The sequence below is a fragment of the Streptomyces mauvecolor genome (genome assembly GCF_039532965.1).
Taxonomy (GTDB): Bacteria; Actinomycetota; Actinomycetes; order Streptomycetales; family Streptomycetaceae; genus Streptomyces; species Streptomyces violascens.
The window spans coordinates 1-21323 of sequence record NZ_BAAASQ010000050.1 but is presented as its reverse complement, the minus strand read 5'-3'; the positions used below and the strand labels follow the sequence as shown (position 1 = coordinate 21323).

The following is a 21323-nucleotide window of genomic DNA, read 5'->3' as shown; positions in this document are numbered from 1 at the left end:
GGGCTCTCAGTCGCGGAGTGGTCGGAGCAGGACGACGTTGTCTGGGACTGGGCCAGGTTCGGGCGGTGGCGGGCTGCCCTGCTCGTGGACGAGGACGGCACTGGCGAGAGTGAGGCGGGTCAGCTGCTGACGGAGATCCTTGATCTCCTTCGTCTGGTCCGAGACCGTCTTCTTGAGAGTGGTGACGGTCTTCCGGAGCCGCTTCTCAGTCTCCGGGACTTGCTTGGTCTCGGTGCGGACGCGTTCGTCGAACTCGCGCTTCAGATCGACGTGCCGCTTGTAGAGGGCCATGCGGTGGACACCGGCCTCGGCGGCGAGGGCGGCGGCGGTCATGCTCCCGTTGGAAACGGTGGCCTGACCGGCCAGCAGCCGGTCCATCGCCTCACGGATGCGGGTGCGTTCGTCCTGGTTCTGTTCGTTCATGTCAGAGCCTCGGCAGTCTGGGCGGTGGCGTCGTGGGCGTCGGCGGTGGCTCGGAGGTTGTTGGCATTGCGCCGCAGTCGTTTGGCGAGCTTCTCCGGAACGACGGTGGCCTTGAGGTCGATCTCGTCGGCCTTTTCTCGCAGTTGACGTGCGTGGGAGTCGGTGCGGACGGTGTTGCCGCAGCCTTGCTGGCAGGCGTACTGCCGCGGGGCGGTGGCGCCCGGCTCGGGTTCGCAGAGTGCGTTGTCGTGCTTGAACGCGCAGATCAGGAAGGCGTCCGGGTTGTCATAGAGCACGATGCCGTCCCGGGCGAGGAACTTGGTGGCCTTCTTCGCGAACGTTCGGGGGACGATCCGGCCCTCGAACCGTGGCGTCGTCCCGGCGGCAGTGACAGCCCGCCGAGCGGCTGGGCCGGAGATCTTCTCCCCGGCGGCCATGCGATCGCGTAGGTGCGCGGCGGTGTCTGCGGCAGCGAGAGCGGTCTCGACATCGAGCACGCCGTGGATACCCCCGCGGCTGCGGGAACCGTAGTTGCTGGAGGTGCGGGCGTCCAGGACGGTGCGCATGTGCCCGTACTGGATTGCGAGCGCGACCAGTCCGCCGGGGCGTCGCGCGATGTGCCAGGCCAGCGTGCGCCGGAACCGGGCCAATCCGATTGCGCCGTGTGGATCCTCGGGGATGATCTGATCAGGCAAGCCCTGGGCATACGCCTCGTGGTTCACCCAGTGCACGAAGTCCTCGATCCGGCGGTTCAGGCTCATGCTCTTCAGCGCCCCATGGTGGCCACGCTGTTGTACGAAGTCGTGGTGGGTGGCGCTCAACAGGAGTTCTCCGGGAGGCACGATGCGTTCGAGGACGCGGATGGCGTGGACGACCGGGGTGATAGCAACCCACGGGACCTCGCGTTCCTCTCCCGCGGAGATCAGGTTGCCGTCGTCGTCGGTGACGTTCTTGTAATGCCGACTGCGGATCAGGTGCCGACTGCGAGTGCCGTTAGCGGCAGGTTCCGGCTCGGGGCAGCAGCCGGACCGCAGACCTTGCACTTCCTGCGGACGCATACCAGTCAAATACAGACAGATGATCGCCGCGGCCGTACCCAGGTGCCGCATCAACCCGGCGGCCTCGTCGAAGTCCAGGTGCGTGCGCCAGGGCTTCCCCTCAATCCGCCCGGTGACCGGCACCTGCAAAGGGCACGGCCCGGGCCTCGTGTTGGTCAGGTCCGAGAGTCGGTGCCGTTCGGAGAAGCGGCTGACCTGATCGACGCTTGCGCCAGTGAGGGCGGCGACGTAGGCGCGGGCCACAGCCATCTTGCCGTGCATCCGGACGGCGGGCAGTGCTTCACCCGACCGGACAAGAGGGAGCAGGTACTCCGCAAGAGCCGTCAGACCCTCCGGAACACTGTTGTTGGCGGCGGCCATGGCGAGTAGGCGTCGTCTTTCGGCCCAGGCCGCGAGGATGTCGTCAGCGAAGTCGTCGATGAAGCGGATCGCCCAGATCAGCAATGGACCGAGGGTCTGAGGATCTAGTGGCTCCCTGCTGTTCTCTCCCGATGCTGAGCCGTCGGCCGCTGGGAGGAAGTCATCGACGCCCTCGACCTCCCACGGTGGCCGGGTAACGTTCGCGGGGTGGGCACTGAGCTGGTCAAAAGCCCAAAGGTCCGACAAGAAGACACATATCTTCTCCGCGTAGGCGCGGGAGATGCCACCCTGACAACGCTCGGATATGTAGGCCCGCCATACCTCTTCGGTGCAGTCGCCGAGGTTGGTGATGCGACGTTCATGGAGCCAGCGCGCCAGTCGCATCCACTCGTTGCAGGTGTCCCGCATGTCGGCGGCGGACGTCCTGCCCCGTGCCTGGTCCCCTCGATCCTTGAGATAGGTGGGCCGGAGTCGGCCGTTGAGCATCGTCCAGGTCACGAGTTTCACCTGGCCGAGCAGAGGAGCGGGGCACTTCTTCCAGGCGATTGAGAACAGGCTGGTGCCGGGATTGTCGATGAGCGGTGCCAGAGACCAGGCGGGATCTTGGTAGCGGGAAATCGGGTGCGTGTTGTCGGGACCGATCCACTGGGGCAGCACCACCGGGCTATTCGGGCCGGGCATGGCCAGGATGTACGGGTCGTATTCGGCAGCGAGGCTGGTCACGGGGCGAGGTCTTCCTTCAGCAAGAGCTGGACGATAGTGCGGTCGGTGTCGCTGACGCGGGTGAGGGCCGCCGCCCAAGTGGCCGGGCCCACCTTCTTGTTGTCGTCACGGAGGTCCTCCAGCCGCAGCAGATGATCGTTCCAGCGTTTGCGGAACGTGCGGTCGTCCGTGGCGGACCGCAGGCTTGAGATCTGCTGGTGCAAGTGGGCGAGCCGGGGGTGGTGGCCGGGGTGGACGTGCGCGTTAGTGCAGGCCAGGCAGAGTAGGAAATCCGCCCCGCAGCCGCCCGCGGGAGCCGGCCACGGGCTGGTTTCTTCGTCCTCGCAGTCCGCCGTCGCGGTCTCCTGATGCCCCAGATCCGGCTTGTCTGCGATCTTCCCGCCGAAGACAGCAGTCCGGGCCTGCTCATGGGCCTCGTAGGCCCCGGCTTCGAAGACATCTCGGGAAGCGCGTTGAACCCGCTTGTCAGGCAGCACATAGACGCTCTCGTGGGTGCCCTGAGAGTGCTGCAGAGGGCGGCCCTCGTCTGTCACCGTTGTCCTGCGGACTCGCCCGAAGGGGGACCCGCCCAGACCATTTCTGTTGGCCCATCGCTTAGCCATGTCGTAGGAGACGCCGAAGGACACGGGGCCCACCGAGGCAGGGCGGTCCAGGTCCCTGTGTCCCGGCTCGGCCTGATAGGCGCGGGCAGCCATGAGCAGGTCGGTCCCCGGCTTCAGATGGTTAGCGAGCGTCCGCGCGTGCTCGGTGACTTCCACAGCCTGCGTTATCAGCCTCCCGGGAGAATCAGCCCCGGAGTCCGTGATGTTCTCGGTGGAGAACCACCGTCCGCTACCCGCCCTGCGTTTTTCGACCTGGACTTGATAGGTCACTGAGGCTGTCTCCGCGACCGACGGTCTGGTCGTCGGCACGGGCATCCGGTCATAGATAGACAGGTTCCACGCGAACCGGTCAGTCAGCAGCACTGCTAGCGCGGTGAGTTCCATGCGAGTGAGGAACAGCCGACCCCAGGTCTGCTCTGGACGACCGCCGCCCAGCAACCCGCGATGCGTCACGTGTTGCTGGCCGCTCGGGTGGAGAGTGCGGGGGACATCGCCGGTGCGGGCGACGTGGTCGAGCACACTCCCGATCTTCCACTCACGACTGCCCCGGGTGATGTCGCCTACCTGCCATCTATTCAGCAAGTGCGTGTTCTCGGTGATCCGCAGCCAGGCCGACCGGAACTGACGTTGAGCCGTCAGCACCACCTGGTCCCGCTCGCTTTCCTCGTAGGACTGTTTGCTCGGTGCTGGCCGCGGAATCCGGCGGGCCAGCTCCTCTGCCACTGGCCCACTGGCCAGTCGGGCATCCCCCTGCAGCAGGCCTCGGACGTTGCCCAGTTTGTTCCTGCCGCTGTTGGTTTTGATGTGCTGGTCCCGCCAGCTCTGCAGGGTGGCGACGGTGAGACCGTCGAGATCATCTGGCGGACTGTCCAGATCGGCGACGAACTTCGCGAACGCCTCAAGATTCGTCCAGCGGGTTGTGGCGGTCTTATGGCTGGTCCAACCGCGGGATCGGGCAGCGAATGATGCAGCGAACGACTTTTGCATCGGTCTGGCCACTGGCAGTTCGGCGAAGTCGAAGTCCTTCGTGTAGCCGGCTTTGTTCGTGACCGTGACCACGAGGCCGTTCGGGGCCAGCGGGGGCTCAACACGGTGGTCGGCAGGCGGCAGAACGGCTCTGTGCCCCCGCCCGCTCACGCAGTCCTCCCGAGCAGCAGCGCGTCGATGTCCTGGATGCCAGCTGTCTCCCGGGCCAGCCGGGCAAACACCCCGTCCAAGTCCTCGACGTCCTGGTCCTCGTCCGTAGTGTCCGCAGCGGCGAGGATCGACTCCAGCTGCAGATGAGCAACAGGCGCCAGGTAGTGCCGTTTTGTCGTCTCCACGTCCGCGTGTCCCAACAGCACTTTGACCAACCACCACGGGTCGCCGAACAGCAGGGCGAAGTCCCGGCGGTCCTTGCTAGTGAGCCCGTAGCGCCTCTCGAACAGGTCGTTCAGCAGAATCAGCATGTAGAGCGCGAACGAGTGCCGGGCCGAGTGTGGGGTGGCGTACGGACTTTTACTCTGCACATCTGCCAGCCGCAGAGCCCGGGTGATCTTCTGTTCCTTCTCGGTGAGCAGCACCTTCTCGCAGCGCAGGTTCGCCATCCTGAACACGCTGTTCCACCGGTCTGGGAGCATCGGCAGGCCCTGCTCGGTCAGCCACAACCACACCGGCTCCGGCCCATCCGGTCCCTCCAGGAAGAGCCACTGCCGCTCATGCCACTTGAGACGGCTCAGCTCTTGCGAACCGACCACACCGTTGCGATCGACCCATTCGATCTTCGGCTTCAAACCGTGGGTCAACTTTGTGACCAGCCGCATCACCGGCAACCGTTCGTATCGGCCCGCCTCCTGGGCCCGCTGGACCGCCCAGGCTCGCTCGGACTGGATGTAGGCCTCGGTCTGGCCGACGGAGTCCACCGATGCGTAGTAGGTCCGGCTGTTTTTCGACCGCGTCAACGCACCGGCAAGTCGACCGTGCATGTACCGGCCACGGCGCAGGCGCTGGGTCGGCAACTCGAACAGCAGCAGGGCCCCGCCTTCCTGTCGCCGCAGCCCTGAACTGAGCAGCAACTGCACGAAGGCCGTGTTACGCAGCTCTGTACGTGACTCCCACTCTGGTGCCGCGACCCCACCGAGGGTGTGGCAGCGCAGCCCGATGTCCGACCACAACCCCCAGGTCCGCGGTGTCAGCCAAGACACCCGTGCACTGACCGAGTCCGCTGCCCGGTCCTCCTGCCGGGAGACGTCCACGGGCAGCGGGTAGACCTTCCCCCACTTGAACAGCTTCGTGAACGCCGCCGCTTCTCGGTCCCACTTCGCACCGCTGATCCGGCTCGGATTCTCCGGAGCGTCACACCGCCAGTTCCGGTAATCCGCCAGATCCTGTGGCGTCGCCTGCCGCCACGACAGCCCGCGCGAGGACAGAAAACTCAGCAGTGGTCGGTAATCTGTTCCGTAATTCCGCTTTGTTTCCCGCTCCAGATTTCGGAACACCGAGGACCGCACGAAATCCAGGAAACCTCCGTCCACCGTGCCGTCCGGTCTCATGTACACCGGGTCGCCCGGCAGCAGACCTATCCGAGCCACCGCCTCTGGCAGGTCCTGTACCCCCAGGACACCATCCGCCGGCATGGTTCCCCACCGCCCCGGATCTGGAACCCACACCACATGCCACTCGCTCAACGGAAGCCCCTCCTAACACGCTTGAACACATCAGATCATCAGGGAAGTCGTCAATTCCGGCGACACCTGGCCGCAGAAGAAGCTCACCGTGGGGCTCAGCCCGGCATCCGTCCCCAAGAGCGGCAGCGGCTTCGACCTGGCCATCGCGTGCGCCATCCTGGGCGCGGCCGAACGCATCGACCCCCGGGAACTCACCGACCTCGTCATGATCGGCGAGCTCGGCCTCGACGGACGCGTGCGGCCGGTGCGCGGCATCCTGCCCGCCGTGCTGGCCGCGGCCGAAGCGGGCTACGAACAGGTCGTCGTGCCCGAACAGACCGCCGCGGAAGCGGCTTTGGTGCCCGGCATCTCGGTCCTGGGCGTGCGCAGCCTGCGCCAACTCGTCGCCGTCCTCACCGACGAGCCGGTCCCCGAAGAGGAACCCGCCGAGAAGGGCCGGCCCGACGCGATGCTCGCCGGGCTCGTCGTGCCCGGCGCCGGAGTCGGCACAGGCCTGACCGCCGGCCCGCGCGACGGCGACCTCGACCTCGTCGACGTCGCGGGCCAGCACGCCGCCCGGGCCGCCCTCGAAATCGCCGCGGCGGGCGGCCACCACCTTCTCCTCTCCGGCCCGCCAGGGGCCGGGAAAACGATGCTCGCCGAACGGCTGCCGGGCATCCTGCCGCCCCTCACCCGGCAGGAATCCCTCGAAGTGACCGCCGTCCACTCGGTCGCCGGAATCCTCCCGCCCGGCGAACCCCTCGTCCGGCGGGCCCCCTACTGCGCCCCGCACCACTCCGCCACCATGCAGTCCCTCGTCGGCGGCGGCAACGGCCTCCCACGCCCCGGCGCCGTCTCCGTCGCCCACAGGGGAGTGCTCTTCCTCGACGAAGCGCCCGAATTCGCGGGCAAGGCACTCGATGCGCTGCGGCAGCCCCTCGAATCCGGGTACGTCGTCATCGCCCGCAGCGCCGGAGTCATCCGGCTCCCGGCCCGCTTCCAGATGATCCTCGCCGCCAATCCGTGCCCCTGCGGCCGTCACACCCTGCACGGAGCGGGCTGCGAATGCCCCGCCTCCATGATCCGCCGCTACCAGGCGAGACTCTCGGGCCCTCTCCTCGACCGGGTCGACCTACGGGTCGAAGTCGAACCCGTACGCCGCGAAGACCTCCTCGGCGGAGGTGGCCGCGGCGAACCCGGCGCCGCGGTCGCCGGCCGCGTCCTCGCCGCCCGCGAACGAACCGCCGCCCGTCTGGACGGCACCCCCTGGAACAGCAACAGCGAAGTCCCCGGACACGAACTGCGCACCCGCTGGCTCACCGCTCCCGGCGCCCTCACCGGCGCCGAACGCGACATGGAACGCGGCCTGCTCACCGCGCGCGGCCTCGACCGCGTCCTGCGCGTCGCCTGGACCATCGCCGACCTCGCCGGCGCCGACCGCCCCGACGCGGGCCACGTCGCCCTCGCCCTGGAACTGCGCACCGGAATCTCGCGAGGCGCCCCCATGCCGGCCGGGAGCACCCTGTGAACGCGGGAGGAGCCGGCTCCGAACGCCTCGCCAGAGCCGCCCTCACCCGCGTCATCGAACCCGGCGACGAACGCGGCGGCCGCTGGCTGCGCACCTACGGCGCCGTCGATCTGATGCGGCGCCTCACCGACCCCCAGGGCCCGGAGGACGACCTGCCCGGCGCCGGCCCCGCCCGGCTCGACAGCCACCGGCGCCGGGCCGCCCTGGCCGACCCCGAACAGGACCTGGCGACCGCCGCGGCCGCGGGCGCCAGATTCCTTGTCCCCGGCGACGAGGAGTGGCCCCGCCAACTCGACGACCTCGGCGACGCCCGGCCCGTCGGTTTGTGGGTGCGGGGCCACAGTGACCTGCGGATCTGGGCACTGCGCTCCGTCGCGGTGGTCGGCGCCCGGGCCTGCACACCGTACGGGGCCCACATGGGCGCGGTGCTCGGCTCGGGCCTCGCCGAGAAGGGGTGGGTCGTCGTGTCCGGGGCGGCCGCGGTTCTGTACCCAGTGACAGTTGTTGCTCGGTTGTGGGGTGCGGGCCGCGCAATGCCGCCTCAGCATCGAGCATGTAGGTCAGACGCATGTTGAGGGATTCCCCCATTTAGTCACCTGGCGGCTTGCCAGACGCCTATGCTCCTCGCTGAGGCACGACGTGATTCCGCAGGATGCGGCACGTGCGGCTGCTCTGGCACCTGGGGGGAATGTGCGGATTTCCAGAATCAGCATCAAGAACTTTCGCAACCTGATGGATGTAGATATCCCGCTCGGATCCGCCAATGTCGTGGTCGGTGAGAATCGAGCGGGGAAGAGTAATCTCGCTCATGCGCTGCGAATCCTTTTTGATCCCTCCTTGTCCAGCAGTGACCGGCAGCTACGGCGTGAAGATTTCTCGGACAGCCTTGCCCAAGGAAGGAAGGACTGGGATCCGAAGAAGGAGGGCGTGGAGATTTCGATTTCGGTCGAGATCGTTGCCTTTGAGTCCGATGCCAGAGTTAGTGCCATCTTGGCCGACGCAATCGTCGATCGAGACCCCATTCGGGCCCGCCTAACGTACAAATACGCGCCGCGTGTCATGCCGGGGCGCGAGGACGAGCCCGTCTACGGCTGGTTTATCTTCCGAGGAGATAACGAAGAGAGTTTGATGCCGGCGGAGCATCGAGGCTATCTGCATCTCGCTTTTCTTCATGCGCTGCGTGATGTGGAATCTGATGTGGCAGGGTGGCGCAGGTCGCCCCTGAGGCAGCTACTTGAAGCAGCTGCTGAATCAGCCACTGCAGCCGAGCTCGATACGATCGCGCAGTCCGTTGAAGGGGCTAACGGCCAGGTTGCTCAACTCGATTCGGTGCGCCAGTTGAGCACGTCGATCACGGAGCTTATGTCTGAGATGGTAGGGAACTCTCAGGCGATGCAGGCGGATCTCGGTGTGGCGTCAACCGACCCGTTGCGACTGATTCGAACTCTGCGCGTCTTCGTCGACGGCGATTCCAAGCGCCCGCTATCTAGTGCGAGTCTTGGGACGTTGAACGTTCTATACTTCGCCCTGATGGAGCTGGGTCTCCAACAAAAACTCTTGAAGGAAATCGCGCATTTCATCCTCGCGATTGAGGAACCGGAAGCACACCTGCACCCACATTTGCAGCGACTGATCTTCAAGAGGCTGCTGGCGTCGGCTGACGACGATCAGACGGTATTCATTACAACACAGTCTCCACATGTAGTGAGCACTGTCGGCCCGCGAAACCTGATCCTGCTACGAGACGTCGAGGGATCAACCGTGGCGCGTGCTGCCGTGAATGCCGACCTGAGTGAAAGCGACTGGGACGATATCGGCAGGTATATTGATGCGACGCGGGCGGAAATTGTCTTCGCAAAACGCGTACTGCTCGTGGAGGGCTACGCGGAGCAAGTCATGGTTCCTGCCCTAGCCGAGAAGTCGGGAATCAACCTGGATAAGCATGGCATCAGCGTCTGCGCTATCCACGGGACGCACTTCCTTGCGTACTTGAAATTCTGTAGAGCTCTTGGGATTCCATGTGCCGTGATCACCGACGGGGACATCCAGAAGGACAAACTCGGCAACGATCGCTCCGCCGGAGCTGCTCGTGCACAGCGGTACATGACTACCCTTGGGGAGACTGGAAGCCCGGAGGAATCCGGGATCTTTGTGGGTGAATCGACTTTCGAGTACGATCTTCTGTTGACCTCACCAGGTAACCTGGACGCCGGAATTTCAGCCCTCCTTGACATCGCCGTCAACCCTAAGACGCGTAAGGATATTGAGGGTTGGAACAAAAGCGATCCGGGATATGACGCGTACTTGGGCATGATCAAGAAGGTCGGGGGTAAGGGGCGATACGCCAATAGCCTGGTCTTCCGCCAGCTGGATGTCCCCTTGTACGTAGTCAACTCGATCAACTACTTGGTGCAGCAGTGAGCAGGCTGGCAGCGTCAATCGAAGAACTGAAGCGCAACGAACGCCAGTGGGAAGCCTTCAACACTCCAGGCAACTGCGTAGTGATGGCACCCCCAGGCAGCGGTAAAACGAAGCTGCTGTCCACCCGGATAGCTTCCGACCTTCAAGTGATCACGCCACCGCAGGGCGCTGCTGGAATCACGTTGACGAACGCCGCAGCAGCAGAACTGCGACGGCGCGTACTCGAACTAGGGGTCACCCCGAGAGCCAATCTCTTCCTGGGTACGGTTCATAGCTTTGCGATGAGACAGATCCTCTTCCCATTCGCGGGCGTGTGTGGGCGCGGCGAGTTGCTTACGCATCGGATCGCGACGAGCCGAGAAAAGACAGCTGCGTTCAAGGCTGCGATCGCGCAGGTGTATCCGTCGAACTCGGACACGAGAAACGTTCGATCCACAGTTGAGCGTCACCGGAAGATGATTGCAAGTGAAGACGAATGGAACCTTGCTGGTCCGAGGATCGTAGCTGTTTCTCAGGCTTATGAGAGAGAGCTTGCGTCAGAGGGTCTCGTGGACTTCGAGATTCTCGTTACGGCGGCGGTTGAGTTGGTGGAGGGGTACGAGTTCATCCCGAATCTCCTCACGGCGAAGAACCCTTCAATTTACGTCGATGAGTACCAGGACCTTTCGCCCGGCCTGGACCGAATTATTAGATCGCTGTGCTTCGACGGAACGACGCGATCCCGGCTCTTCGCGGTGGGCGACCACAACCAAGCAATCTACGGCTGGACCGGAACCCGCCCTGAACTGTTGGACGAGGTTAGTCGGCACCCGACGGTCTCACGAATCGAGCTGACCAAGAATTATCGATCGGCTCGTGAGATCATCGATCGAGCCAGTCGATTGCTGGGGCTGAGCGGAATCGAGGGCGTCTCGGACGGTGGTCTCGTTGACTCCATGTATTGCCGTGCCGGCATCAAGAGTCAATGCCGGGAGGCCGGGAAGCTGGCTGCCCGATTGATCTCTGAAGGGTGGCCGGCTCACGAAATTGGTGTTCTAACACCCACTAATAATAATGCGGAACTCGTCGTGGAAGAGTTCCGAAACCTGGGTGTGCCAGTGAGTGCCAACGCAAGTCCCTATCTGTCGACCCCTGCCACCAGTTTGATTGAGAAACTTGCTGTGTGGGCAACTCGGCAAGACCGACCGGATGGAGAGTTCCGACTGTCGGACCTGCTGTCCGAGTGGCGATCTATTCTTCGTGCCGAACTTGGCGATCTGTCCGTCGACCTCGCGCTTATCGATGCCATGAAGCAGTCGGCGGACAGCGAGGAACTGGCTGCGCTGTTTGTTGAGCGGATTCTTCAGAGCGGTCTGGGCGCCGCCCTCCGAGACCCTTTGCGGTGGGAGGACTCTGCAGCAGTTTCTGACCTGTTGGAGCTCGTCGACGGTGGTCAACTATTGGACTGGACAATCCAGACCCTAGCCGACAGAGGAAGCCGAACTGGGCGCGTGGGCGTCTACACCATGTCGTCTGCCAAGGGTCTCGAATTCGATGCGACACTCATCCTTGGGGTTGACCAAGGACAAATTCCTCATTTTTCGTCTACCTATAACTCGAAGGACCTGGCGGAAGACCGAAGGAAGTTCTACGTCGCCGTCACTCGGTCGAGGAGGAGGACTTCCATCTTCTATTCGGGTTTCGTTGAGTGGCAATCAGGGAAAATTGGCCGTAATGGGCCTAGCCAATTTCTTCGAGAGATGGGTTTGATCGAGTAAGTCTGGGTGTCTCCCTCCGTCGCACTCATCCAGCACTGGAATTTGAGCCGCAGCCCGAGCCCGGTGACTCCAGCTGCTGATGCTCGTTGTCACCCGTGTGGCGGACTTGGAATCGAGTGCCCGGTGTTGGCAGCTTCATAAGCACGTCCCGAGTCGCACGGCGGATGCCGTGACCGAATTGCTCGGCGAGGTGTTGCCAGGCCGTGCCGGTCGTACGGTGAGCCTGGACGTACGAGACGGTCAGCGGTTTGTGATCGGTCCCGATGGGCGGGCCGATCTGCTGGTGAACTGGTGCCTGGGCTCGGCGAAGTGGCGGCGGATGGCCTGGCGCACGCAGCGAGACTACGCGTACTCGCTGTTGGTGTGGTTGAACTACCTGATCACTGTGGGTGTGAACTGGTGGGATGTCGACGACGAGGTGGCGTCCGAGTTCCTGTTCTGGCGAGTCACGGATCCCGCGAACGAGAACACGGTGGAGACCGGGACCTTCACCCGAGACCTGGCCGGGCTGAGGAAGTTCTACACGTTGGCCGCGCGGTTTGGGGTTCTCGACCCGTTCGTGGACATGGACGCGCCGCGCATCGTCCGGCACGCGGACGTCAAGTGGCTGGACCCCGGCGGATACGCCCGATGGGTGGACCTCGGGGTTCGGGGCTTCGACCTGCACGGTCGGCCGGATCCATGGTGGAAGGGCCGCAACGACCAGCGCGACCGCGCATTCTGTGACGGTCTCTACGGCAATGGCCTGCGAGTTTCGGAGTGGGCCAGTGTGGTGCTGCCCGAGCTGCCCGCCTACGACCGGCGGCGGGGATTCTTCACCTGCGTGCTGGCCGACGCCTGTGCGAAGGGCGGCTACGGCCACAAGTACTGGATGCCCAGGACGGCCCTGCGCGGGGTGCTGGGCTACGTCGAGGGCGCCAGAGCCGCGGCGGTCCGGCGGGCTCAGGCCGCCCACCGCTACGAGCGGATCAGTGGCCGGCGCATCGTGCTGGCCACGCACGGGACGCACTCGGTGACCATGTCGAAGCCCGGCGGCGGTTCACGTAAGGAGGAGTGGAACGACGTCGGGCCACAGACCCGGATGCGACTGTTCCGGGAGACCGCCCATGGCCTGGAGCCGGTGGTCTTGTGGTTGAACGAGGACGGCCTGCCGCGCGACACCGGTGGCTGGGAGCACACCTTCGATGTCGCCAACGAGCGGATCGCCTCGCTCGGGCTGGAGAACTTCACCTGCACGGCCCACATGCTGCGGCACAGCTTCGCGCTGAGGTGGTACGCGGTCGGCAAGCTGATCAAGTACGTGAGGCTGGGGCATCTGACGGAGCACGAACAGCGTGACTTCCGCGAGGAGGTTGGCAACACCTGGCACCTAGTCCAGACGATGCTCGGACACCGCAGAGTCGAGACCACCAAGAGCGTCTACCTGGAGCCTTTCCGGACGCTGGAGGTGGAAGCTCTGCTGGCGCACGCCGACAGTTTTCCGGTCGCGTCGTTCATGGCTGACGTGTTCGCCGAGCATCCCTGGGTTCGCACCGACCCGCTGGCGGTGACCAGGTGAGCCGGGGACGCCGAGCGACCCTGCCCGCGGGGCGTCGGACCCGGCACGGGTTGATGACCGCCGAGGACGGCCGCCGGATCGTCCGGTGCTTCAGCCAGGACGGTGAGGAGTACGCCGATTTCGACGTGTCGGCGCTGGACCTGCCCGAGGCTCTGCAGGCGTGGCTGGTTGGAGCTCTGATCGCCCGCACCACACCTGGCAAGGGACTGACGTCCGTCGAGTCGATGAAGAAGGCCTACCGGGCACTGGTGAATTTCACCCGCTACCTTGCGGGCCTGGAGGTGGTGCCGCAGAGCGCGTTCGAGCTCGCTCCGGAGCATTTTGACGGGTTCTACGAGCACCGCAGGGACGAGGGCATCAAGACCGCCTCGCACGAACTCGCCGAGCTGAGGCTTTTGTTGATCAAGACGAAGGGCCTCAGCGACGCGATGGCGGGCTGTCTTGCAGCCGCTTTGCCGTCCCGCCCTCAGGGCAGGCCAGCGGACAGCTACAGCCGCACCGAACTGAGGAGGATCGCACAGGCCGCGCGGACGATGTTACGCACTGCGGAGAAACGCATCCGCTCCAACCGCGAGCTGCTGAAACAGTTCCGGGCCGGTGAGATCAACGTCAGCCGCAATACGGATCTGCGGCGCCGCCTGCAGATCCTCGATCATCTCGACTGCGTCGGAGACGTTCCCCGCCGGACGCGCAACACCGCCGGCAAGTATCAGAACGCCCCCGAGACCTGGGTGACGTCGAAGGGCAAGGTCAAGGAGGTCGTCGGCTGGCTCTACCTGACGCCGGAGGAGATCGCGGCCGCGGCGGTGCTGTTCGGCGTGATGACCGGGCAGAACCCGGAGCCGATCTTGAAGATGACCGCGGCTCACCACCGGGCGGACGGCGGCGTCGGCCCCGGCACGGCCATCGTCGGACTGCGCAAACCACGTCGACAGAGCCGGGCCTACATGGATCTGGCGTTGTCGGAGGTCCCGGACTGGATCAGCATTCCGGACCAGCCCGATCAGATGTCGACCCGGGACATCCTGCACACACCCTTCGGTCTCTATGCCCTGGTCCACGAACTGACCTTTCGGGCCAGGCAGTTCGCCGGCGGCAACCGTCTGCTGGTCACCTACATGGCCAGCGGCGGCGGCCCGGGGGCCGCCAAGGGCAGGGGATGGCGCCCGATGCCGACGGACGGAGCCTTGATCAGCAAGCTGGGCCGGGATTGGCACCTGTCCTCGGACGGGTTGGACAAGGAGGGCAATCCGCTGCCGCTGCGGCCGCTGCGGCTGGAGACGCTGCGGATGACCTACATCGAACTGCACCAGAAGCCCGTGGCTCACACCCGGCAGACGGCCACCCGCTATCTGGTGCGCAACCGCGGCAACATCAATGAATACCGGACGATCGTGGCTCAGGCGCTGACCGCCGAGGTCGTCAAGGCACGGGCCCGGTCGAAGATCACCATGATGACGGCTGAGCAGGTGGTCCAGGCCCAGGAGAACGTCGACGAAGTCGCCGCTGAGATGGGCTTGGAGGCGGCTGTGCTCAAGCGGATGATCGCTGGCGAGCTGGACACGGTGCTGGGGGCCTGCAGCGACAACAACAACGGCTCCTACAACCCGGGGGAGCCCTGCCGGGCCTCGTTCCTGCTCTGCCTGGGCTGCGAGTGCGCCAGAGCCCTGCCCCGGCACCTTCCAGTGCAGGTCGTCGTCCACGACCGGCTCGCTGAGCGCCGCGAACAGATGGGCCCGCTGCAGTGGGCCGAACGGTTCGCCGGCCCGCATGCCCAGCTGGCCGACCTGCTCGACCAGGCCGACGAGGCAGCCGTCGAGGACGCCCGCAAGGCCGCCGGGCCGGACGAACACAAACTCGCGGACCGCCTGCTGAACAGGGAGCTCGACATCCGATGACCTCACCCGCCCCGATCCTTCACGACGAGCGGGACACACGTCCTGACGGGCTCCCGGACGGCACCGTCTGGCCAGGCCCGGACATGCTCGTGCTGACGAACCGGCAGATCAGAAGCGACACCGACCTCGCCCGGCTGTCCCGCTTCGCGGACGACCGCTGGGACCTCAATCCCGGGATCTTCGAGGGCCATGCACGCTCCCAGACCCTGAACTTCGAGATCATCCCCGAGCCGCTGAGGCTGGCCACGAAGTTCTACATCTGGCAGCTCATCAACCACCCCAAGGCCCGCACCCTGCGGCGCTCGGCGACGAACCGGATGGCCCTGCACTCGGTCGAGGTCCTCTTCTACGGCTCTTTGCAGCATGTCCTGAAGTGGTTCGTCGGCCGGGGGATCACCGAGTTCTGCCAGGTCACGAACGACATGCTCTGGGACTACCTGGACGCACTCGACGAGGACGGCGTCGCCATCCACAAGCGCTACCGCCGCATCACCGAAGTCAGACGGCTGTGGGTCCACCGCAATCTTCTGCCGTTCTACCTGCGGCTTCCCGAGGCACCGCCCTGGGACGGCGAGGACACCAAGGATCTGCTGGAGAGAACCCGCGGTGACCGGGAGAACCGGACCAAGCGGATTAGTGAGCAGACGATGCAGCCCCTGCTGCGGTGGGCCATCCGCTTCCTGGAGGACTTCAGCGAGGACATTCTGGCCGCCTGGGACGAGTACAGGCTGTTGCGGTCCCGGCGTCCGGAACACCGCCGGGGCCAGCGGCGCGGGCGGAAATCCGGAGAGCTGCAGGCCGACATCAAAGTGCTTCTCGACGGGCTGCGCCGCCGGGGCGAGGGGCTGCCGGGCAGTCGGCGCGAGGACGGCACGCTGGGGCCGGCATGGCGCCATATCGCGTCGCTCCTGGACTGCTCGGTCTCCATCGAGAACACCGGGTCTCATCGTCTGATCGTGGAATCGGGCCTGCCCATCGCTGATGACTGCTACCTGGACACCCCGGTCACCGCGGACCTGGACGGGCAGCCCTGGCACCTGCGGATCCCGTTCGATGAGGCCCCGCGGCTTGCCCGCCTGCTGAGCACGGCCTGCTTCATCATCGTGGCCTATCTCTCGGGCGCCCGTGTCGGCGAGGTTCTCAACCTGCGGCGCGGATGCGTTAGCCATGACAAGGACCTGGGGCTGTGGTTGGTGGAGGGGCTCTACTTCAAGGGCGCCGAGGACGAGGAGGGCAACAAGATCCCCGAAGGCACCGTCCGCGAAGACCCCTGGGTGATCATCGAGATTGCCGCCAAGGCCGTCGCCATGCTGGAGCAGCTGCACGACAGCCATGTGCTCTTCCCGAACCGGCTCAAGCCGATCAAGACCAAGCCCGGCATGGAGACGAAACGCCGTGGTGAGGCCCGCGCCGACCGGATCATCGCCGACGACATCACCAAGTTCATCGCCTGGGTCAACGAGCGATGCCGGCAACTGGGCCGCAAGGACCACATCCCCGCCGACGCGGGCGGGGCCGTCGCCCCCAGCCGCTTCCGCCGCACGCTGGCGTGGTTCATCAGGCGCAAGCCCCGCGGGCTGATCGCCGCCTCCATCCAATACGGGCACGCATACACGCAAATGCTCCAGGGGTACGCGGGCTCCTACGAGGCCGGCTTTCTGGACGACTACGCGTTCGAGGACTGGCTCTTCCGCATGGAGGGCATCGCCGAGGACGAACGCCGCCTCCTCGCAGGCGAGCACGTCAGCGGACCCGCCGCGGACGCCTACCGTTACCGCGTCCAAGCGGCCAGCCGCGAGTTCGCTGGCCGGGTCCTGCACAGCGAGCGTCATGCCCGCGACATGCTCGGCAACCCGCTCCTGCAGATCCACCACGGCGACGGCATGACCTGCGTCCTCAACCCCGCCGTCGCGGCCTGCCAGCTCAGAGGCTCGGCGGACGACCCCATGGTCACCCCCGACACCGACGACTGCCGCCCCAACTGCCAGTGCCTTGCCCGCACCGACCGCGATATCGAGATCAACAAAGCACGCGCCGCTGAACTCGCCGAGATCATCAACGACACCCTCGCCCCACCGATCCGTCACACGCGCGAGAAGCGGGAAATCGACCGGCTCCTCGCGATCATCGAGCACCACGAGCACGGAGCGCGACCATGACCGTCCTCCCGCTCGACGGCGAGTACGACCCCGTCCGCCGCGACATCATCGCCGCCATCAACCGTCTCTTCGCCGGCGCACCACACCGATCGAACGGCCGCCTCAACGTCACTCAGCTGGCGATCGAGGCCGACGTCAAGCGCTGGCACCTCACCCACCAGCACACCGACCTCAAGGACCGGTTCCAGGCCGCGGCCGCTCAGGAGGAGGCCAAGCGGACAAAAGCTGCCCAGACCGGTGACGACCTAGAAAAACTGAAGCGGGAGAACGCTGAGCTCCGCCAGCACTGCCGTCACCTTGAGAGCCGCCTGGAGATCTACGCGACGGCCCTCAACCAGCTCGCGCTGGAACATGCAGCCTTGTCGGGACGCGACGCCGACGCCGCCAAGGTCAGGACACTGCCGCGACGCCGCCAGCCCCTGCCCTGACAAAGCGCAATTACCACGTCGTCAAGACGGCCCGATTGCTCAGGTTGACGGGTTGACGCACCATGGGGGTATGAGCGACCGAATGGATCGCCTACTCGACGGGTTCCGGGATGCCGTGATCCATCTGCCGGACCTGGTCGACGCGCTGCCGGATGACATTGACCCCTACGACATCGGATATGAAGCCGGTCGGGCGGCCTTGGCGCCGGTCGCCTGGGCGCAAGCCGTCGGCGACAGGGTTCAGACCACCGAGCTCACGGAGCGACTCGGAGTCTCTCGCCAGGCTCTCCAGAAGCGGGTCTGCAATCACACCCTGATCGGGTTGCCGGGCAAGCGAACAACCCACTTTCCACGCTGGCAGTTCGACGTCACGGGAAAGCAGATCCTGCCTGCTGCAGAACGCGTGCTGCGGATCTTCCGGACCAGCGGTGAATTCGACCCCTACATGATCGCCACGTGGATGAACGCGCCCTGCCCTGATCTCGGAGATGTGAGACCAGCTGACCTACTCGATGATGAAGGGAGGGTGGGAGAGGTTTTCGAGCTCGCAAGGGCCGTCGCGAAGAGGTGGGCTCAATGACGCCACGCGCCCCCCAAAGCAAGAAGGGGATCAAGGAGCTGGGAGACACGTTCCCCCCGGCACACATAGGCGCCACTCAGACCCTCTATCGGTCGCACCGGTCTGAGGACGGCCCCCTCTATTACTGCAACTGCGGTCAATGCCGGTTTGATCCACCTCGGCGAATGCGGACGGAGTACGGCTGCTGCTACACCGCCGACGCCCCTGAAGTGGCGGTCCTGGAGAACCTCGCCGGGCATACACCTCTCACGACGACGTGGGCGGACAGCCGCGTGGTCTCGGAAGTCACTCCGCTGCGGACGCACAAGGTTGCAGATGGCACACACCCCAACCTTGGCTCCTGGGGCGTCTGGGCAGAGCTCCAATTCGGGACCCAGCGGCGACAAACACAAAGCTGGGGCGCAGCCTTTAGGAAGGCGGGATTCGAAGGTGTCCGGCACAGATCGCGTCGAGCTAACGCCACCAGCGACGTCTGCATAGCCTTCTTCGGACTCCCGGGAGAGCACGAGGACCTCCTCAGTAGCCGCCCACTCTCTCCCATCGACTGGCACCTACTCAGGACCGTTGAACAAAGGTTCGGCATCCAGTGCTTCCCGCCAGCTCCGCTGCTTGACTGAGGCTCTTCATCAACTTCAGGGGCAGGGCAACAGGGTTGTTGCGGTCCTTAAGGCACTTCCGCTAGCTATGACCTGGCTCGATGCCGAACCAGAAACCATCAGACACTGGCGGAAGAACCGCGGGCGTCGACGGGGCCGTCCATCGCGGCGCCCTGGCCGCCGGCGGCGCGACCATCGCCGTCCTCGCGTGCGGGGTCGACGTGGTCTACCCGCGAGGGCATGCCGAGTTGATCGGACGCATCGCCGAACAAGGCCTCCTCGTGGGCGAATTGCCACCCGGCGGCCATCCGACACCCAGCAGGTTCATCCTGCGCAACCGTGTCATCGCCGCCCTCACCCGGGGAACCGTCGTCGTGGAGGCCGAGTACCGCAGCGGCTCGCTCGTCACGGCCCGCGCCGCACAGAAGCTCGGCCGTTTCACGATGGGCGTCCCCGGCCCCGCCACCAGTGGGCTCTCGGCGGGCGTCCATGAACTGCTGCGCGGCGAGGGAGTCCTGGTCACCGACGCCGCGGAAGTCGTCGAGCTCGTCGGAGACATGGGCGAGCTGGCACCCGCCCGGCGCGGGCCCGTACTGCCCCGCGACCTCCTGGCTCCCGACGCCGCCCGGGTACTGGAGGCCCTGCCGTCCCGCGGCACCGCCGCCGCCCGCGACCTCGCGCGCGAAGCCGGGACCAGTACCGACGAAGCACTCGGCCGGCTCTACGAACTGCACTCCCTCGGCTTTGTCGAACGCGTCGGCGACGCCTGGAAGTTGACGGCCGGCGCGCTCCACGCGGCGAGCGCGCGGCGAGGCGGTGCTTGACCTGGGGCATTCGGGTGACAAGGTGAGGGGCTATGTCCACCGCGGGCCGCACGACAGCGCTTTCGGGGCCGACGCGCGGCGCGACGGCCCCCACCTGCGCCTGGGCCGCGACAGACCGGAGCGACCCCGTCCGATCACCTGGTCTTCGCGCACCGCGACCGCTCAGTCACGCTACGCTCACGAGGATCCCCGACCGGAAACAGCCCCCCGCTCACGTCACAGCAGAACGGCTCAAGGCAACGCATGCCCCAGCACACCTCCGGGTCTGATCGCACGGCAGCGCCCCCGGCTGCCCGCGGCAGCGGCACCGTGCGGCCACCGGCGCCCTCGTCCGTCGACGAGCTGTGGCGGTCGTACAAGGCCACCGGCGACGAGCGGCTGCGCGAGCAGTTGATCCTGCACTACTCGCCCCTGGTGAAGTACGTCGCGGGACGCGTGAGCGTGGGCCTGCCGCCCAACGTCGAGCAGGCCGACTTCGTCTCCTCCGGGGTTTTCGGGCTCATCGACGCCATCGAGAAGTTCGACATCGAGCGGGCCATCAAGTTCGAGACGTACGCGATCACCCGGATCCGCGGCGCGATGATCGACGAGCTGCGAGCGCTCGACTGGATCCCGCGCTCCGTGCGCCAGAAGGCGCGCGCCGTCGAGCGCGCCTACGCGACCCTCGAAGCCCAGCTCAGACGCACCCCCTCGGAGGCCGAGGTCGCCTCCGAGATGGGCATCGCCGTCGAGGAACTGCACGCCGTCTTCAGCCAGTTGTCGCTCGCCAACGTCGTCGCCCTCGAAGAACTGCTGCATGTCGGCGGCGAGAGCGGCGACCGGCTCAGCCTGATGGACACGCTCGAGGACACCTCCGCCGACGACCCCGTCGAAGTCGCTGAGGACCGGGAACTGCGCCGCCTGCTCGCCCGCGCCATCAACACGCTCCCCGAGCGCGAGAAGACCGTCGTCACGCTCTACTACTACGAAGGCCTCACCCTCGCCGAAATCGGCAACGTGCTCGGCGTGACCGAGAGCAGGGTGAGCCAGATCCACACCAAGTCGGTGCTCCAGCTGAGGGCCAAACTGGCCGACGTCGGGCGCTGAAGGGCCCCGGCGAACAGTCCCTGACGATCTCCCCGGGCGGCCCGGCCGTAAAGTGGAGCAGTGCCCAGGATCCGAGCGGCCTCCGTGGCCGAGCACCGCACCATGCAGCGCGACGCCCTGCTGGACGCCGCACGCTCCCTGCTGTCCGAAGGCGGCACGGAAGCGCTGACCTTCCCCGCCCTGGCCGAGCGCACCGGCCTCGCCCGCTCGTCCGTGTACGAGTACTTCCGCTCGCGCGCCGCGGTCGTCGAGGAACTCTGCGCCGTCGACTTCCCGCTCTGGGCCGCCGAGATCGAGGGCGCGATGCAGCGGGCCGAAACGCCCGAGGGCAAGGTCGAGGCGTATGTACGCCACCAGCTCGGCCTCGTCGGCGACCAGCGCCACCGGGCGGTCGTCGCCATCTCCGCCAGCGAACTCGACGCCGGCGCCCGCGAAAAGATCCGAGCCGCCCACGGCGGCCTGATCGCCATGATCGTCGAAGCCCTCGCCGACCTGAACCACGACCAGCCCCGCCTGGCCGCCGTCCTCCTCCAGGGCATCGTGGACGCAGCGGTCCGCCGCATCGAACAGGGCGCGACAGAACCCCCCTCCGTGATCGCGGACGCGGCGGTGGCCATGGCGCTGCGGGGCGTCCGGGGCTGAACGTTGCGGGGGCCCCTCCCCCCCCGCCCCCTCCC

The 21323-nt window shown here is 66.0% G+C and carries 14 protein-coding genes and 3 pseudogenes; 13 read left to right on the top strand and 4 right to left on the bottom strand.

Features of this window, described 5'->3' with window-relative positions; genetic code table 11:
- Positions 1–6: 6 nt before the first annotated feature.
- The 4 genes from ABD346_RS36530 to ABD346_RS36515 are packed head-to-tail and all read right to left on the bottom strand — an operon-like array spanning position 7 to position 5832.
- Positions 7–423: a hypothetical protein gene (locus ABD346_RS36530; protein WP_344380620.1), complete on the bottom strand. Its 417-nt coding sequence runs from the start codon at positions 421–423 to the stop codon at positions 7–9.
- Positions 420–2564: an integrase gene (locus ABD346_RS36525; RefSeq protein WP_344380619.1), complete on the bottom strand. Its 2145-nt coding sequence runs from the start codon at positions 2562–2564 to the stop codon at positions 420–422. The genes ABD346_RS36530 and ABD346_RS36525 overlap by 4 nt, the downstream gene beginning before the upstream one ends.
- The gene (locus tag ABD346_RS36520) at positions 2561–4303 is read right to left on the bottom strand and encodes a hypothetical protein (protein WP_344380618.1); all 1743 of its coding nucleotides are present in this window, start codon (positions 4301–4303) and stop codon (positions 2561–2563) included. Before ABD346_RS36520 ends, ABD346_RS36525 begins: the two co-directional genes overlap by 4 nt.
- Positions 4300–5832, bottom strand: a complete 1533-nt coding sequence (locus tag ABD346_RS36515) for an integrase (protein WP_344380617.1) — start codon at positions 5830–5832, stop codon at positions 4300–4302. Before ABD346_RS36515 ends, ABD346_RS36520 begins: the two co-directional genes overlap by 4 nt.
- Positions 5833–5878: 46 nt before the next feature.
- Here ABD346_RS36515 and ABD346_RS36510 point away from each other — a divergent pair.
- The 13 genes and pseudogenes from ABD346_RS36510 to ABD346_RS36455 form a co-directional block, all read left to right on the top strand.
- Positions 5879–7339: pseudogene (locus ABD346_RS36510) on the top strand (YifB family Mg chelatase-like AAA ATPase); the annotation flags it as partial.
- A pseudogene (locus ABD346_RS36505) lies at positions 7336–7818 on the top strand (DNA-processing protein DprA); the annotation flags it as partial. The pseudogenes ABD346_RS36510 and ABD346_RS36505, both read left to right, overlap by 4 nt.
- Before the next feature lie 160 nt (positions 7819–7978).
- Positions 7979–9760: an ATP-dependent nuclease gene (locus tag ABD346_RS36500; RefSeq protein ID WP_344380616.1), complete on the top strand. Its 1782-nt coding sequence runs from the start codon at positions 7979–7981 to the stop codon at positions 9758–9760.
- Positions 9757–11517 carry a UvrD-helicase domain-containing protein gene (locus ABD346_RS36495; protein WP_344380615.1) on the top strand — a complete coding sequence of 587 codons (1761 nt, stop codon included), beginning with the start codon at positions 9757–9759 and terminating at the stop codon, positions 11515–11517. Before ABD346_RS36500 ends, ABD346_RS36495 begins: the two co-directional genes overlap by 4 nt.
- A 169-nt stretch (positions 11518–11686) precedes the next feature.
- Positions 11687–13075 carry a hypothetical protein gene (locus ABD346_RS36490; RefSeq protein WP_344380614.1) on the top strand — a complete coding sequence of 463 codons (1389 nt, stop codon included), beginning with the start codon at positions 11687–11689 and terminating at the stop codon, positions 13073–13075.
- A gap of 53 nt (positions 13076–13128) precedes the next feature.
- Entirely contained in the window at positions 13129–14973 is a 1845-nt protein-coding gene (locus tag ABD346_RS36485; protein WP_344380613.1) for a hypothetical protein, read from the top strand.
- Positions 14970–17132 (top strand): hypothetical protein, encoded by a 2163-nt coding sequence (locus ABD346_RS36480; RefSeq protein WP_344380612.1) that lies wholly within the window; start codon positions 14970–14972, stop codon positions 17130–17132. The genes ABD346_RS36485 and ABD346_RS36480 overlap by 4 nt, the downstream gene beginning before the upstream one ends.
- Positions 17129–17560 carry a hypothetical protein gene (locus ABD346_RS36475; protein ID WP_344380611.1) on the top strand — a complete coding sequence of 144 codons (432 nt, stop codon included), beginning with the start codon at positions 17129–17131 and terminating at the stop codon, positions 17558–17560. The genes ABD346_RS36480 and ABD346_RS36475 overlap by 4 nt, the downstream gene beginning before the upstream one ends.
- A 70-nt stretch (positions 17561–17630) precedes the next feature.
- Positions 17631–18140 (top strand): hypothetical protein, encoded by a 510-nt coding sequence (locus tag ABD346_RS36470; protein ID WP_344380610.1) that lies wholly within the window; start codon positions 17631–17633, stop codon positions 18138–18140.
- A complete protein-coding gene (locus ABD346_RS38720) occupies positions 18137–18757 on the top strand; it encodes an RES family NAD+ phosphorylase (RefSeq protein WP_381229032.1) in 621 nt (206 codons plus the stop codon). Before ABD346_RS36470 ends, ABD346_RS38720 begins: the two co-directional genes overlap by 4 nt.
- A 110-nt stretch (positions 18758–18867) precedes the next feature.
- Positions 18868–19560 (top strand): annotated as a pseudogene (locus ABD346_RS36465) (DNA-processing protein DprA); the annotation flags it as partial.
- A gap of 243 nt (positions 19561–19803) precedes the next feature.
- Entirely contained in the window at positions 19804–20646 is an 843-nt protein-coding gene (gene whiG, locus ABD346_RS36460) for an RNA polymerase sigma factor WhiG (protein ID WP_100577968.1), read from the top strand.
- Between the two features lie 84 nt (positions 20647–20730).
- On the top strand, positions 20731–21288 hold the full coding sequence (locus ABD346_RS36455) for a TetR/AcrR family transcriptional regulator (protein ID WP_344380635.1): 558 nt from the start codon (positions 20731–20733) through the stop codon (positions 21286–21288).
- Positions 21289–21323: the final 35 nt, after the last annotated feature.

What these genes read in the sequence shown, in the direction of transcription:
- ABD346_RS36530 (WP_344380620.1), bottom strand. Translation starts at nt 423, where the DNA reads ATGAACGAACAGAACCAGGACGAACGCACCCGCATCCGTGAGGCGATG.
- ABD346_RS36485 (WP_344380613.1), top strand. Translation starts at nt 13,129, where the DNA reads ATGACCGCCGAGGACGGCCGCCGGATCGTCCGGTGCTTCAGCCAGGAC.
- ABD346_RS36480 (WP_344380612.1), top strand. Translation starts at nt 14,970, where the DNA reads ATGACCTCACCCGCCCCGATCCTTCACGACGAGCGGGACACACGTCCT.
- ABD346_RS36475 (WP_344380611.1), top strand. Translation starts at nt 17,129, where the DNA reads ATGACCGTCCTCCCGCTCGACGGCGAGTACGACCCCGTCCGCCGCGAC.
- ABD346_RS36470 (WP_344380610.1), top strand. Translation starts at nt 17,631, where the DNA reads ATGAGCGACCGAATGGATCGCCTACTCGACGGGTTCCGGGATGCCGTG.
- ABD346_RS38720 (WP_381229032.1), top strand. Translation starts at nt 18,137, where the DNA reads ATGACGCCACGCGCCCCCCAAAGCAAGAAGGGGATCAAGGAGCTGGGA.
- whiG (WP_100577968.1), top strand. Translation starts at nt 19,804, where the DNA reads ATGCCCCAGCACACCTCCGGGTCTGATCGCACGGCAGCGCCCCCGGCT.